Below are 14120 nucleotides of genomic sequence, written 5' to 3'. Positions count from 1 at the left end.
TCTCACATCTAGTAGCCCCAGAGATTTTTGTTTGCACGCTGCAGCATATTCAGATCAATTTTCTCAACGCCTAGCTTTACTGCATAACATGCAGCACTTCTAATCAACTCGAGAGTCTTGTCCATTCGGCCATAGGTAATAGATAAAATCGACCTTACCATCTCCTCAGAATAGAGCTGCGATGGCATTCGCAATGGCAATGATTCCTCGACTTCTAGCAAGAACGATCTAAAACCCTCATCTTCACACCAATCCGTAAGCGTAACCTCATGAAATCGCCTTTTAAATTCATCATTGGACTGCAGGGCATTCCGCGCGCTAACGGTGCCAAAGCAAAATAACTTCAATCCATACTCGACCCCAAGTAATTTCTTGAGGATTGACATATTAACTCGCTGCTCTTGCTTAGGACGCAAAAGTGCATCATGAAATTCATCGATAACCAAGCCCCAAACTCTTCTAAGCCTGATAACCTCTCTAATTTCATTTGGGATAATATCCGAGCCGCTTTTAGGTCTCACCCCAGAGGCTAGAGGCAAACCGAGAGCCAAGGCGAGTTCGGCTTTAAGGCTTTTCTTGACGCTTATCTCAGGCGACTCGGCCATGGATATAACAACCAATCCTTCACTATTCTTAATTCGCTTCGGGATTTGTGATATTATGGCCGTTTTCCCCGAACCACCAGGGCCGATCACGAGCAGCGCGGGGGCATTAATGCGATCTGGGACTTCCGCAATATTATTCATCATTCTAAAAACTGCTTCGCTGGAATTATTATCAACCCAAAGCTCATTATGAATTGCGGCTATTCGAGTATCCACATCGGCGGATAAATACTTCTGTATGTCAGATCGAACGTGTTCGCTACTCATTTGCTCCCCCCAGATCTGAATCTTTCCGGAAGAGCTGAATAGTCAGGCTTGACTTTTTCGGGCTTAACTGCCGGATTGTCGCCAATAGGACCAGGGTAGGCATCAAGATAGGCTTTTTCCGCAGCTTTTCGGCGTCTTTGCTTACGCGTTAAGACGATGCTCTCTTTCTCGATGCCCTGCTTTTCCCTGTAGGCTTTAAGCCCTCCAGCACTATCAATTGCCCCGACTCGAACTGGCCGCCTATGTAACCTGCTTGCACGATATTCTTCATAATTTGGTGCTTGGATCGTTAAGTCGGATAGACGAATTGAGCAGAACTGTCCATTTAACTTAACCCACACCTCATTCAAATTAAACGGATCAAATTTAACAACCGCCTTATTAGTCCCAACAAAGGGCACTAAAATAGGATCCCAATACGTCTGACCGTGTAACTTTATACCTTCGGGGTTAATTTTTCGTACTTCTTGAGGCATAAACCAAAGCTTCAGCTGCTCCGGTTCTGAAATTTTCGGTGGATACGGAAGCCCACCGGAGGGAGCAAAATAGTCATACCAAGCTTGCCGCGGACTAACTTTCAACGCACTATGAATGGTCGAGTGATAAACAACCACTTCGCGTGCAAACCAACGAGAAAAGTCGAAGAATGTCATTGTGGCATTCTTTTCGCTGTCGAGATCTCTTCGTGCAACTGAGTTCGACATTGTTGTTCCTTTTAAGAGGTGGACTTTTGTCGTCATGAAAGTACCAATCAATCGTTCAACATGACCACCAAAGTGCTTTTCACCAACTGGTCGATATTCGGGATGTATTCCAAATGACTCGCATCCAGCTTTAAATTTGGGACTGGTGAACTCCGCAGCATTATCCATGTGCAAAACGTCTGGCTTACCATAATAGGGATAGTCTACGGGATCTATGCCCATGCTTTTGGCAAAACCTATTTTAGGAAGCACACTTTGACTAAGTGCACACGCCACAGAAACTGACGACGGAACGTGAAGGCTGAGGTAATAGCCGACAATCACTCTTGTATATATATCAATTATCACCGTCAACCAAGGGCGACCAATCACATTGATACGATCATCCGCTAAAAGGATAATGTCGACCAACGTGTGATCCATTTGCACCCATTGCAACGGCCTTTCGACTTTTTTCTTTCCCGGTCGCGCCGAGAACTGTTGTGCTGCGGCATCGGCCCCGGCTTTGATTTTGACTCTTTTTTTCTCTGAGAGAATTAACTTCACACGTCGTAAAACTGTAGCTTTACAAGGGGATGGTAACCCCTGCTCTTTACATGCGACATCTACCTCGAGCCACACTTTGCTATAGCTAGCACCTTTCGAATTGTAAACTTTATGAGTCGCATCAAAAACAATTACCTCTACAGCTTCATCTAATCTAGTAACTCCTTTCTTAACCCCACGCCGCTGAAGAACCAATGACAGAGGACCAATTTCCTCATCACACATCTTAGCCAAACGAAAAAAATAGCTCCGCGACAAATTCAGCTTCACACAAGCTTGAGCGGTTGTTACTTCCTTCACCCTCCACTGGCTAATAACGTTGTACCGCTCTACAGCTAGCGATAGCTCGTCTTCTCCATAATCATTCACATTCAAATTTATTACATTACCCCCAGCCACCCCTCCTGTGAGACCAACAATCCTCTCAATATCGCGCTGAGAAACCATCAAAGCTTCGCCAGTTGCCTTAACGACTACCCTAATGCTCTTTGCGCTAAGAATCTGTTGAATTGTGGCAAGCTTTCCCTTTGCGACTACTAGCTCCCCAACAATTAGTTGATCTGTCATATATAGTTTCGCTGCAAAATTTGGAGAGAAACATCTTTCGGCAACATATCGCCAAGGGTGATATTGCCTGTCACAACGCAGACGGCATTTAAAAAATAGACTATGAGATGTTATTTCGCCAATTTTGTCTTTTTTTTAAACTGAAACGAAGCTATGTCACTGATTTATATATGAAAAATCTAGTCTCTTTTTTGAGCAGGCATCACACCCCTCTCAAGACCTCTGACGAAGGACGTGTCGATGTTGCGTTCACCTCGAGCGCGACGGCTTCTTTATCGAGCCACGCCTACGCTCTGCAGGCATTCGATAAAGCCCGCCATGGCCGCCGAGCGGCTGATCCTGGGATACAGGGCGCCGATTTCGCGGTGGATCGGCGCTGGGCCAAGCTCGATGGCGCGAACGCTCCCCGGTAGCGGCAGGATGGTTTCCGTAAGCGGCACCACCGCCACACCGAGGCCGTTCTCGACCATCGACAGCATGGCTTGGATATCATCGACCTCTATCCATTCCTGCAGTGCTATCGAGTGATCGCGCAGGTACCGCTCCACCTGTCGTCCACCGAATGAGGATCGGTTGTAACGAATAAAGGGCTGCTCGCGAATCACTGAGCGCCAGTCTTCGCCAGGCACATTGCCTGCTGCCAGCAGGACATAGTTCTCGCATGCCAGCGGCGTCCATTCCAGTTCCCGTGGCGGTTCGAATGCCGGGCGGATGAGGATGGCCAGATCGAGTTCCCCTGCTTCTACTCGATCCATCAGTTGCAGGGAAACGCCTGGCGACAGATTCACTCGACAGTTGGCAAAGCGCCGGCGAAACGGCACCAACGCGCGCGTCAGGAGGGTCGCCTGCACCGAGGCAATCGCGCCGATCTCCAACGGCCGGGCCCACTCCTCGTCCTGGTTCGGCTCGCCCAATGCATCGAAACCGGCGACCAGCGCCTCGGCGCGGGCAAGCGTGCGCAGCCCGGCGGCATTCAGCGTGGCCGAGCGACCGGTGCGATCGAACAGGGTAAAACCCAGGGTTTCTTCCAGGCGCCGCATATGGCCGCTGACCGCAGCCTGCGTCAGGCCGACCCGGTCGCCCGCCGCACTGAAGGTGCCATAACGGGCGACGGCGATCAGGGTGCGTAATTCGGTGATCATGGCGATTGATAAGATTTCGTTTTGCTCATGATCAGAACATATAGTTTTTTATGAACATTGTCGCCGACTAGGATGATTCCATCACCCACAACGAGGGAACTCCAATGACTGCGCTATGCCCCTTCCACCTGGCCTTTCCTGTTGACGACCTAGCCGCCGCCCGCGCCTTCTACGGCAACCTGCTCGGTTGCAGCGAGGGTCGCAGCTCGCCGGAGTGGATCGACTTCAATTTCTATGGCCACCAGATCGTCGCGCACCTGGCTCCCGGTGAGGCCGGCGCCGGTCCGGCGAACGCGGTAGACGGCCACGGCGTGCCGGTACGTCATTTCGGTGTGGTGCTGTCGATGGCGCAGTGGCAGGCCGCCGCCGAACGCCTTACCGCAGCGGGCGTCGACTTCATCATCGAGCCCTATATCCGCTTCAAGGGCGAGCCGGGCGAACAGGCGACCATGTTCTTCAAGGATCCAAGCGGCAATGCCGTCGAAATGAAGGCCTTCGCCGACATCAACAACCTGTTCGCCCGCTGACCGCGAAAGGATCGAAGCCATGCAAACGCTCAAGGTGGCAATCGCCGGTTTCGGCGGTGTCGGCCGCGCCACGGCCAACCTGCTGTTGCAACGCCGCGAACGCTATCGCCAGTTCTACGGCGTGGACGTGCGCCTGGTTGCGGTGTGTGGCTCACGCACCGGCCTGGCCGAGGCCAATGGTCTGCAAGCGGATCAGTTGGACGCACTGCAGCCCGGCCTGACAGGGCCGGATTTCGTGACCGCGAGCGGCGCATCGGTGCTCATCGAAGCCGGCCCCAGCGATTTTCGCAGCGGCGGACCGGGCCTTGCCTACCTTCGGTCGGCGTTGTCGGCCGGGCAGGATTGCATCGTCATTTCCAAAGGCGCGCTGGTTCACAGCGGGCCGCAGCTGCGCGAACTGGCGCGCGCCTCCGGAGCGCAGCTGAAACTCAGCGGTGCAGCCGCGGCCGCCCTGCCCACGCTCGACCTACTCGAGCACAGCCTGGCCGGCTGCAAGGTGCTGGCCGTAGAGGGCATTCTCAATGCCACCACCAACTACCTGCTCGATGCCATGCGCACCCAGGGGCTCGGTTTCGATGCGGCGTTGCGCGAGGCGCAGGCCGGCGGCTTCGCCGAAGCGGACACGCGCAACGACACCGAAGGATGGGATACCGCCTGCAAACTCCTGCTGCTGGCCAACTTCGGCCTCGGCGCCAACCTAACGATGTCTGACGTCGAGGTCGAAGGCATCCACTCGGTTACGGCGCAGCGTATCGATGCCTGGCAGTCGCAGGGCCTGGTTCCGCGGCTGGTCGGCAGCCTTAGCCAGGTAGGCGGCACGATCCGCGCCAGCGTCGGGATCAAGACCTACCCGCTGTCCGACCCATTCGCCCAAGTGAACGGGAAGAACAAGGCGATCCGTATCAGCAGCGACGCCATGGGCGAGACCATTGCCATCGGCTGCGGCGTCGAACCGCTCGCCACGGCCGCCGCCGCGCTGAAGGACTTTGAACATATTCTCCAGGCCAGGGGCGCTCGCCCCGCCTCCATTACGGAACATTCAGCATGACCCGACGCATCCTGCACGCCATCCGTCATGTCGGATTCGAAGACCTTGGCAGCTTCGAGACGCCTCTGCGCACTGCCGGCTACCAGATCGAATACATCGATGCCGCGGAACGCGACCTCGGCCAACTCGAGCCACTCGCCGCAGACCTTCTGGTGATACTCGGCGGCCCCATCGGCGTCTACGACCACGACAGCTACCCACTTGTCGCCGACGAGCTGCAATTGCTACGCGCGCGTCTGGCAGCCGACCGGCCGACGCTGGGTATCTGCCTCGGCGCGCAATTGATGGCCGCTGCACTTGGTGCGCGCGTCTATCCCGGGCCGGCCAAGGAAATCGGCTGGTCGACGCTCGAACTAGCGCCTTCAGCCAAGTCTCAGCCTCTCGCCGCGCTGCGCGACGTTGCCGTGCTGCACTGGCACGGTGACACCTTCGATCTGCCGCAGGGCTGTACGCTCCTCGCCTCGACACCGCTGTGCCGCCATCAGGCCTTTGCCCGTGGCCCCAATTTGCTCGGCCTACAGTTCCACCCAGAGGTGCGCGGCGACCGCTTCGAACATTGGCTACTGGGACATGCAAGCGAATTGGCCACCTCGGGCCTGGACCCCGTCACCCTGCGCCACGATGCCAAGCGTTACGCCCGCACGCTGGAGCAAGCCGGCACCGTCATGCTCAACGATTGGCTGGCGAAGCTGAAATACTGAAGCTGTCAGAGAGCCCGAACCTGGTGGCAGGGCTGCCGTCAGGCATGGAGATGCGGCTACTTTATCGACATCTAACCCGTTAACGCGGGCAGTTTCGAGTCAGCTCACCTCCAGCCCTATCCAGGCGTCAGAGATAGGCGAGCAGAATTCGCTCCTGCTGGTGCCGGCTCTCCCACAAGAACGCCGCAACTGCTCAAGCAATTGCAGCGTTCTCAGGTGCCCAGCAGTGCGCCAGCTGGCTGTGAGCACTACACGCTGGTGCAGGGATCGGGCGCCCAGTCGCCCAGGTCGGGGTTATTGCAGGCGCTGCTGATCATGCCGGTGCCGCGGCTGCTGACCTGTTGCGCCTCGCTGCGCTTGGCGCTGGCTTTCTGGATCTTCTGTTCGGTGACCACCGCCTCTTGCGGCACGGGCTTGGCCGCCGGTGCCGGTTTGGCCGCGGGCGCGCTTTCCACCTTGGCGGCGACGGCGACCTGCTGGCGCTCGACGCCCACCTGTTGCAGGTCCTTCTCGTAGGCCTGGGTGTAGGTATCGATGTCTTCGCCGGTGCGGCCGTCGGCGGCGGCCAGCAAGGCGTTGGTTTCCTTCAGGCCGCTGAGGATCTCGGCGAAGCGACTGCGCCCTTCGCTGTCGCTCATGGTCTTGTTGCGATGGGCGGCGCGCAGGTTGTCGAATTCGCGCTGGTAGCAGTCCTGCGCCGCCTTGGCGTGGACGATGCTGCGATCCAGGTCCATGGTGCTGCGCTCGAAATCGCTGCCGTAGGAGGCGATGCGCTGGCGGTCGTCGCTGATCTGCTTCTGCCGCTCGGTGTAGTAGCCCGCCGCGCCACCGACCAGGGCGCCGGCCGCGGCGCCGATCAGGGCGTTGCGCCCGGCGTGGTCGCCACCGCTCAGGGCGCCGGCCAGGCCGCCGAGCAGACCGCCGGTGACCGCGCCGGTGGTCACCGATTTCTGCATCGCCGCGTCGGAGGCACGCAGGTGATTGACCGGCTCGTAACAGGCCGGGTAGTAGTTGGCCTGGGTGGTCTTGGCCACCTTGGCGCTGACCCCGCCACCGACGCTGGCGCAGCCGCCCAGCAACAGGACGGAAAAGGCGCCGGCGAACATCAGGGAGGAGCGTAGAAAGCGAATCTGCTGCGGATATTCCATGGTCTTGGCCTCATGCTTGAGTTGTCTGATTCCATCCCGGGCCGGCTCGAGCGTACAGCGCCCCTCACCCGCAGCCTGCTCTCCTACGTCAGGGTGCCAGCAGCTCCTTGAGAATCGCCGCCGGATCAGCCTTGCGTTGCAGGCGGTACTCGCCCACATGCTTCACAAACAGCGTAGCCCGTTTCACCAGACTCTTGCCCAGCACCGGCTGGCGCTCGAGCTCCTGACGGGTACGCTGGAACTGCGCCTGGATCACCGCATCGCTGTAGCGGGTGCCGGTGGCCAGGTTGTCGATATAGATGCTCACCGCGCCGTCCAGGGCGCTGCGGCCGTTGGCTATGGCCGACTCGTAGAGTTTCGCCGCGGTCTGATCCTGGGCCTGGCGCGCCTGGTTCAGGCTGTTCTGCAGGTTGGTCAGGCGGATGTTGTAGTTGTTGACCGTCTCGGCCACCAGCGCCGCGGACTGGATCAGGTTGGCCGCGGCCTCCTGGCGCTGCTGGGCGATCAGCGAGACATTGCGCTTGAGCTCCTCGTTGATCAGCGCCAGGCGCGCCTGCAGCTCCGGGTCTTCGCTGCCGGCGATGATGCTGTCGAGCAGCAGGGTCGGGTCGTCGGCATCCTCGATCTCGTCGGTCAGGCCGGCCAGGCGCCCTTCCCTCTGCCATTGCTCGAACAGCTCCTGATAACGCGAGCGCGGTGCAGACAGCGCGCCCAGGGCGACGCGAAAGCCAGTGGTCTCGTTGCGCTGTTCGCTGCCGTCGGAGGCGAACGAGGGGTATTCGCGGCGCATGCCGGTGAACAGGGTCAGCTCGCCTTCCAGGTAGTTGCCGCCCTTGACCACGAAACCGCCGTAGGTGCCCTGGCGGCGCCCGGCGTGAACCATCTGGAAGGGATCGTGGACCATCTCGGCGGCATTGCCGATCACGTCGTGCAGCCCCAGCGGGTTGGGCTTCTTGCTGCCCACCGGCAGCAGCCGCGCGCCCTGCCCCGTGCCGCCGGCGACCTGGGTGAACACCGCCCAGTCGGCCAAGGGGCCATCGCCGTCGACGCCCTCCTCGCGCCGTGGAAACAACCGCGCCTCCAGCTCCTGACGGCTGACTGCATGGCCGCCGCGGGCGGCGAACTCCCATTCCACCTCGGTGGGCAGGCGCACGAAGCCGACGCCGCCGTCTTCCAGGCTCTCGCCGCGGCCGCTGATCGGCAGGCGTTCGCGGTGGTGCCTGAGCAGCCAGGCGCTGTACACCGCGGCGAAGCGCTCGGCCTCGAAGCGCGACAGATTGACCTTGGGCCGGCGCGCCATCACCCCGCCGGCGACCGGCGTGCAGACCTCCTCGCCACCTTCGACCAGGGCCGGCGCCTGATCCATCACCTGCTGGTACTGGCGCTCGGTGACCTCGTACTTGCCGACGAAATACAGCATGGGCTTGAGCAGCTCGTCGTCCTGGCGGATCGGCAGGGTCGGGGCGATGCGCGATCGCCAGTCCTCGGGCAGGTCCTCGACGACGAACTGGCCGTTGATGAAATCGCGCCGGTAGCCGGAGATGAAGGACTGCTGGTAGCCCGGCTCGTCCTCGCTGAAGGGGTAGCCGAGGCTGATCTCGCGGTCGTCCAGGGTGCCGCGGGCGAGGATATAGACGTGGCGGAAGACCATCTCGCCGCCGCAGGGCAGCGGCAGGCTGACGTCGTCTTCCAGCGGCTTGGGGTTGTAGTCGGCCGGGCTGCCTGGCGCCGGCGCGGGTACCGCGGCGGCACTGGGCGGCGGCGCCTCGACTGGCGCTTCCGCCACGCTCACCGCGCTCGGCGCAGCTTCCTGCGCCGCCCCGACCTTGGCGGCAACGGGCTTGGCCTGTTCACCCTCGGAGCAGCCGAGCACCAACAACGCGGGCAACAGCAGAGGCCACTGACATCTAGACATCGCGCAATCCTTCAGAAGCTTCGATTCGCGCCGCCCGCCAGCCGCCGGAAGCGGCCGCCAGGCTGCTGCACAACAGGGTGACCAACAGGGCCAGCAGGTAATGCCCGGCCAGCAGGCGGCAGGCGTATTCGCCCGGGCTGTGCTGGAACAGCTGGTTCAGGCCGAGTTCCGCACCGGCATACAGCGCCCAGGCCAGCAGGGTGCTGAACAATCCGGTATAGAGCGCCTGCAGCACCACGAAGGCGACCAGCGCGGAAGACGAGAAACCCAGCAGGCGCAGCACCGACAGCGCGCGGCGCTTGCGCTCCACCGCGGCCAGGGCGCTGGCGGTCATCGCGGCGAAGGCGCCGCCCAGGGCCAGGCAGGCGATGATCCAGAACACCAGGGTCAGGTTGCGGCTGAGCGAGCGCACCTGGGCGATGGTGTCGGCCTGGGTCGCCACCTCCAGGTTGCGGCTGGCGAAGTGGCGGCGCAGCGCCTCGACGCTGTCCAAATCGGCGGCGTACAGGCGAAAGCCCGGGTAGACCCGCGCGTCGCGGGCATCCTGCAGACCCGGCCAGCCGAACGCCGGCACAGCGAGGCCGTCGCGATAGTCCTCGGCCGCCTCCAGCAGGCGCAGGTCGGCGAACAGCGCGTCGCGGGCGAAGGCGCTGAGCGGCAGCACCGCCTGCACGCGCAGACGGGTGCGCTGGAATTCGCTGCGCCCGCCGACCTGGCGGCCGAAGGCGGCCTGCAGTTCGTCGCCGGCGGCGACGCCGAGTTTCTCTGCCGCACGCTGGCTGAGCACCACGGCGTCCAGCGCCAGGGGCTGACCCTGCTGCGGCAACAGCGGGTCGCCCGGCGCGGTGGGAATCATCTCCACGGTGAGGCTGCCGGCGCCGGCGGACAGTTCGGCGGTGGCGGCGATCTGCCGGGTACGCGGCACGACGAAGGCCACGTCGGCCCGCGCGCGCAGTTCGGCGATGGCCTCATTGCCGAAGCGGCCGCCGCCCAGCGGGATCACCTCGCGAATGCCGGGATCGCGCTCCAGGCGTTCGGTCAGGGTGCTGATCAGGCCGAACTTGAGACCGAACAGCACCAGCAAGGGCGCCAATACGGCGACCAGGGCCAGCACCGCGCAGGCCGACAGCCGCCCTTCGCGGCGGTAGTCATGCCAGGCCAGTCGGCCCATCAGCCCCAGGCGCATCAGCCGGCCTCCCGCAGGGTGGCGAGCACCCCGCCCTGGCCGTCGCGCTCGACCGCCAGGCGCTGCAGGTCGAGGCCGACGCGGCGCGCCAGAGTCTCGTCGTGGGTGGCGATGAGGATGCAGGCGCCCTGCTCCTGCGCCCGCTCCACCAGCAGCTGCATGACCCGCTCGGCGTTGAGCGGGTCGAGCGAGGCGGTGGGTTCGTCGGCCAGCACCAGGGCCGGGCCATGGGCCAGGGCGCGGGCGATGCTGACGCGCTGGCGCTGGCCCACCGACAGCGCGGCCGGCAGTTTGTCGAGCTGGTCGGCGATTTCCAGGCGCTCGGCCAGGCGCTGCACCGTGGCATCGTCGGGCAGGCCGAGCAAGGCCCGCGACAGGCCGATATTGCTGCGCACGTCGAGAAAGCCGAGCAGCCCGCCGGTCTGCAGCACGTAGCCCATCAGCCGGCTGCGCAGCTCAGCCAGCTGATCCTGGCGGTCGTGGCGCCAGAGCCCGGCGATGTCGGTGCTGCGCCCGTCGCGGGTGAATTCCAGGGTGCCGCCCGGATCCGGGCTGAGCACCAGGGCCAGCAGGTCGAGCAAGGTGCTCTTGCCGCTGCCGCTGGGCCCGACCAGGGCCAGGCGCTGGCCAGGGCGCAGGTCCAGGCGCGGCACCTGCAGGCGGTAGCCCGGGCGGCTCTTGCCGATGTCGCGCAGGCGCAGCATCAGGGCAGCGTCGCCAGCGGCACGCGGTACAGCGCGTCGCCCGGTTGCGCATCGCCGAAGCGTACCCAGTGGGCGATGTCGTTATGGAAGGTCTCGTACAGGCGGATCTTCGACTCCAGCTCGTCGATGTAGTCCTGCTGTTCGGCGACGCTGAGCGACAGCCACAGCTCCTGGGTCATGTTCAGCGACTTGCTGCGGTACGGCAGCCCTTCCAGGTACTCGCCGAGGATGCCGGACTCGGCCAGGTTGCGGCCCTGGCTCAGGCCGCTGGGGTCGCGACTCATGTAGGCGCTGGCGCTGGCGATCTCCTGGAAGAAATCCTTGGGCGAGGACTGGGTGCGCCGCGCCGCGTCGACGATCAGCTTGAGCGACTGCTGCAGGTCGTTGAGCTGCAGCTTGGTCAGCAGCACGCAGACCTGGAAGGCCGGCAGCGAGGGGTTGGTCAGGTCGTGGTCGGCGGTCCAGGCGGTGACCAGCTGCGGTGCCTGGGCGGCGGCGCGGCGGCCGAGAAAATCCATCTGCATGGCGTAGCCGATGGCCGAGGTCTTCGCCGCAATGCTGCGGATCGATTGATGCTGATTCGGCGCCTGCACCTGGTTGTTCGCCACCTTGTTCACCAGTTCGGCGAAGATCAGTCCGATTTCCTTCACAGTCTGCCCGAACTTCTCCACCGCGCCATCGGCCACCGGGATGTACAGGTCGCCGATCTGCGGGTTGGCGTCGGCGGTCAGGCTGCGGTATTGCTGCTCGGCGAAGCCGTGGTTGTCGCGGCCGACCGGAGTGCGCAGGTGCAGGGCGTAGACCTTGATCTGCTTGCGCAACGCCGCCTCGCGCACCTCGGCCTCGTTCATCTGGGTGCGGCTCAGTGGGTCGTTCTTGCGCAGCGCGCCGGCATCGGTGACCAGCAGGATCAGCCGGCCGCTGTAGGGCGTCCAGTCCATGCCCTCGACCGCCTCCATCACCCCGGCGAAGGCGTCCTCGTTGAAGGCATGGCTGGAGACGTTGGTGGCGCGTACCTGGCGCGCCAGTTCGGCGAAGCGCTGCGGATCGCTGCCCTCCTCCAGGCTCACCAGGGTGCGGCTGACGTATTCCAGCCCCGGGGTCTTGTCGACGTTGCTGCGAAAACCCACCAGGCCGAAGCTGACGCTGTCCAGGTCGCCGCGGCTGGCGATCTGCCGGTGCAGTTCGTCGACCACCTGCGCCACCCGGTCGATATAGGGCTGCATCGACACCGAGGTGTCGACCACCAGGACGATGCCGGTGCGGAACTTGTCGTGCTGGATGCGCGGACTGCCATCGCCGACCACCCGTTCGGCGTCGCCCGGATCGATCGACGCCACGTTCAGCAGCTGCACCGGCGCGCCGTTGCCGTCGAAGGTCTCGTGCGACTCGAAGATCGGCAGCAGGTAGAACTGCTCCTGCGGGATGGCGCTGGCCGCCGGCTCCAGGGCGACGATCTGCGGCGCCACGCGCTCTTCGAACTGCGCCTGGTGCAGCGCCGTGCGCGCCTGCGCCGGATCGGCCAGGTACTGTTCCACCGCGCTGCGGCTGTCGAGAAACATCACCGGCGAGCGCCCGGAACGCTCGGTGAACTTCAGCACCAGGCTCTGCTTCCAGTCGCTGACGTCGGCGGCCGCCAGCCAGCCCTCGCGCGTGCCGTCGCTGGAGGCGCCGACCTCCAGCCAGGTCTGCCCGCCGTGCTCCTGGCGACGGTAGACGTAGAGCACCGAGAAGGCCGGCAGCTCGCTGCCCTGCCCCGCCTCGCCGGGCTGGCTGGCCAGACGCGCCTCGGGTTTGCTCAGCACGCGCTGGAACAGGCTCTTCTTGCCCGGCATCAGCAAGGGACGCTCGCCGCCGTCGCTGGCCAGCGCGCCCGGCGTGCCGTCGTTCGCCACCGGCGGCTTCGTCTTCTCAGGCGGCGGATCGCTCTGCGCCTGCTCCTGTGGCGGCTTGGGCGAACCACTGAACAACCAGTAACCGCCGCCGGCCAGCACCAGCAGGCCGACCAGGGCCAGCGCGACTATGGCCAGCATGGGGCTGCGCGAAGGTTCGGGCGGCGGGCTCGGTTTCGTCGGCGGCACGCGGGTGGGACGCTCGTCGGCCTGGCGTGGCGGCGGCTCGGCCTGCGCCGGCGGCATGTTGACGGAGACCGCCTGCAGGCCGCCGAGATCGGCCGCGCCGGAGCGCTGCGCCGGGGTTTCCGGCAGGCCCAACGGGCGGAACTGGGTAGCGTCGCTGTCGCCGCCATTTGCGGGGGCCGGGCTGGCGGATAGCGCGTCCAGCGCCTGGATCAGCGCGGCGGCATCGGGGTAGCGATCGGCCGGGTCCTTGGCCAGCAGGCGCGACAGAATCGGCTGGTAGCGGCCCTGGGCAATCGGCAGCTCAGGCAGCGGCTGAGTCAGGTGGGCCAGCGCGGTGGACAACGAGTCGGCGCCGACATAGGGCAGCTGGCCGGTGAGAATCTCGTAGAGCACCACGCCCAGCGCATAGAGGTCGGCGCGGCCGTCGACCTGCTGGCCGCGCGCCTGCTCCGGGCTCATGTAGCTGGGCGTGCCGACGGCGAAGCCGGCCTGGGTGAACTGGGTGCGATCTTCCAGCGACTTGGCGATGCCGAAGTCCGACAGCACCGCGGTACCGTCGGCGCGAAACAGGATGTTGGCCGGCTTGACGTCGCGGTGCACCAGGCCCTGGGCATGGGCATAGCCGAGCGCCGAGGCGATCTGGCGCAGGTACTGGATGCCTTGCTCGGCGCTCAGCCCGGCGGCGATGCGCTCCTTCAGCGTGCCATTGGGCAGGTACTCCATGGCCATGTAGTAATGGCTGCCGACGTTGCCGATGTCGTGGATGGTCACAGTATTGGGGTGGGACAGCCGCGCCAGGGTCTTGCCCTCGCGCAGGAAGCGCTCGCAGAAGCTGGGGTCGGCGGCCAGCGCCGCGGCCATCACCTTGAGCGCCACCTTGCGCTCCAGCGAGCGCTGGGTCGCCAGGTAGACCACGGCCATGGCGCCGTCGCCCAGCTCGCGCTCGATCTCGTACCCGGGGATGTCGATATCCATGAAT

Annotated in this window: 11 protein-coding genes; 3 read left to right on the top strand and 8 right to left on the bottom strand. The window is 63.1% G+C overall.

The features are described 5' to 3' along the window. Positions 1 to 8: 8 nt before the first annotated feature. The 3 genes from ACIGFL_RS22660 to ACIGFL_RS22650 form a co-directional block, all read right to left on the bottom strand. Positions 9 to 872 (bottom strand): TniB family NTP-binding protein, encoded by an 864-nt coding sequence (locus ACIGFL_RS22660; protein WP_053069166.1) that lies wholly within the window; start codon positions 870 to 872, stop codon positions 9 to 11. Next, positions 869 to 2689: a Mu transposase C-terminal domain-containing protein gene (locus ACIGFL_RS22655; RefSeq protein WP_080965150.1), complete on the bottom strand. Its 1821-nt coding sequence runs from the start codon at positions 2687 to 2689 to the stop codon at positions 869 to 871. Before ACIGFL_RS22655 ends, ACIGFL_RS22660 begins: the two co-directional genes overlap by 4 nt. Before the next feature lie 272 nt (positions 2690 to 2961). Further along, entirely contained in the window at positions 2962 to 3831 is an 870-nt protein-coding gene (locus tag ACIGFL_RS22650) for a LysR family transcriptional regulator (protein WP_397498658.1), read from the bottom strand. 104 nt (positions 3832 to 3935) lie between these two features. Between ACIGFL_RS22650 and ACIGFL_RS22645 the strand changes: the two genes are divergently transcribed. From ACIGFL_RS22645 to ACIGFL_RS22635, 3 genes are read left to right on the top strand one after another with little or no spacing between them, the layout of a single operon-like run. Then, positions 3936 to 4358 carry a VOC family protein gene (locus ACIGFL_RS22645; RefSeq protein ID WP_397498657.1) on the top strand — a complete coding sequence of 141 codons (423 nt, stop codon included), beginning with the start codon at positions 3936 to 3938 and terminating at the stop codon, positions 4356 to 4358. 19 nt (positions 4359 to 4377) lie between these two features. Beyond that, the gene (locus ACIGFL_RS22640; RefSeq protein ID WP_397498656.1) at positions 4378 to 5406 is read left to right on the top strand and encodes a homoserine dehydrogenase; all 1029 of its coding nucleotides are present in this window, start codon (positions 4378 to 4380) and stop codon (positions 5404 to 5406) included. Continuing rightward, positions 5403 to 6107: a glutamine amidotransferase gene (locus ACIGFL_RS22635; RefSeq protein ID WP_397498655.1), complete on the top strand. Its 705-nt coding sequence runs from the start codon at positions 5403 to 5405 to the stop codon at positions 6105 to 6107. The genes ACIGFL_RS22640 and ACIGFL_RS22635 overlap by 4 nt, the downstream gene beginning before the upstream one ends. A gap of 248 nt (positions 6108 to 6355) precedes the next feature. Here the strand turns inward: ACIGFL_RS22635 and tagQ are convergent, their stop codons facing one another. The 5 genes from tagQ to ACIGFL_RS22610 form a co-directional block, all read right to left on the bottom strand. After that, positions 6356 to 7255 carry a type VI secretion system-associated lipoprotein TagQ gene (gene tagQ, locus ACIGFL_RS22630; RefSeq protein WP_397498654.1) on the bottom strand — a complete coding sequence of 300 codons (900 nt, stop codon included), beginning with the start codon at positions 7253 to 7255 and terminating at the stop codon, positions 6356 to 6358. 88 nt (positions 7256 to 7343) lie between these two features. Further along, complete coding sequence (locus tag ACIGFL_RS22625) at positions 7344 to 9170, bottom strand: SUMF1/EgtB/PvdO family nonheme iron enzyme (RefSeq protein WP_397498653.1); 1827 nt, start codon at positions 9168 to 9170, stop codon at positions 7344 to 7346. Further along, on the bottom strand, positions 9163 to 10356 hold the full coding sequence (locus ACIGFL_RS22620; protein ID WP_397498652.1) for an ABC transporter permease: 1194 nt from the start codon (positions 10354 to 10356) through the stop codon (positions 9163 to 9165). The genes ACIGFL_RS22625 and ACIGFL_RS22620 overlap by 8 nt, the downstream gene beginning before the upstream one ends. Continuing rightward, complete coding sequence (locus tag ACIGFL_RS22615; protein ID WP_397498651.1) at positions 10356 to 11060, bottom strand: ABC transporter ATP-binding protein; 705 nt, start codon at positions 11058 to 11060, stop codon at positions 10356 to 10358. The genes ACIGFL_RS22620 and ACIGFL_RS22615 overlap by 1 nt, the downstream gene beginning before the upstream one ends. Next, positions 11060 to 14116 carry a protein kinase gene (locus ACIGFL_RS22610; protein WP_397498650.1) on the bottom strand — a complete coding sequence of 1019 codons (3057 nt, stop codon included), beginning with the start codon at positions 14114 to 14116 and terminating at the stop codon, positions 11060 to 11062. The genes ACIGFL_RS22615 and ACIGFL_RS22610 overlap by 1 nt, the downstream gene beginning before the upstream one ends. Positions 14117 to 14120: the final 4 nt, after the last annotated feature.

The organism is Pseudomonas sp. NPDC077649, from assembly GCF_044542855.1.
Classification (GTDB): domain Bacteria; phylum Pseudomonadota; class Gammaproteobacteria; order Pseudomonadales; family Pseudomonadaceae; genus Aquipseudomonas.
Note: the sequence above shows the minus strand (reverse complement) of the source record. Positions and strands in the feature narration are given on the sequence as shown.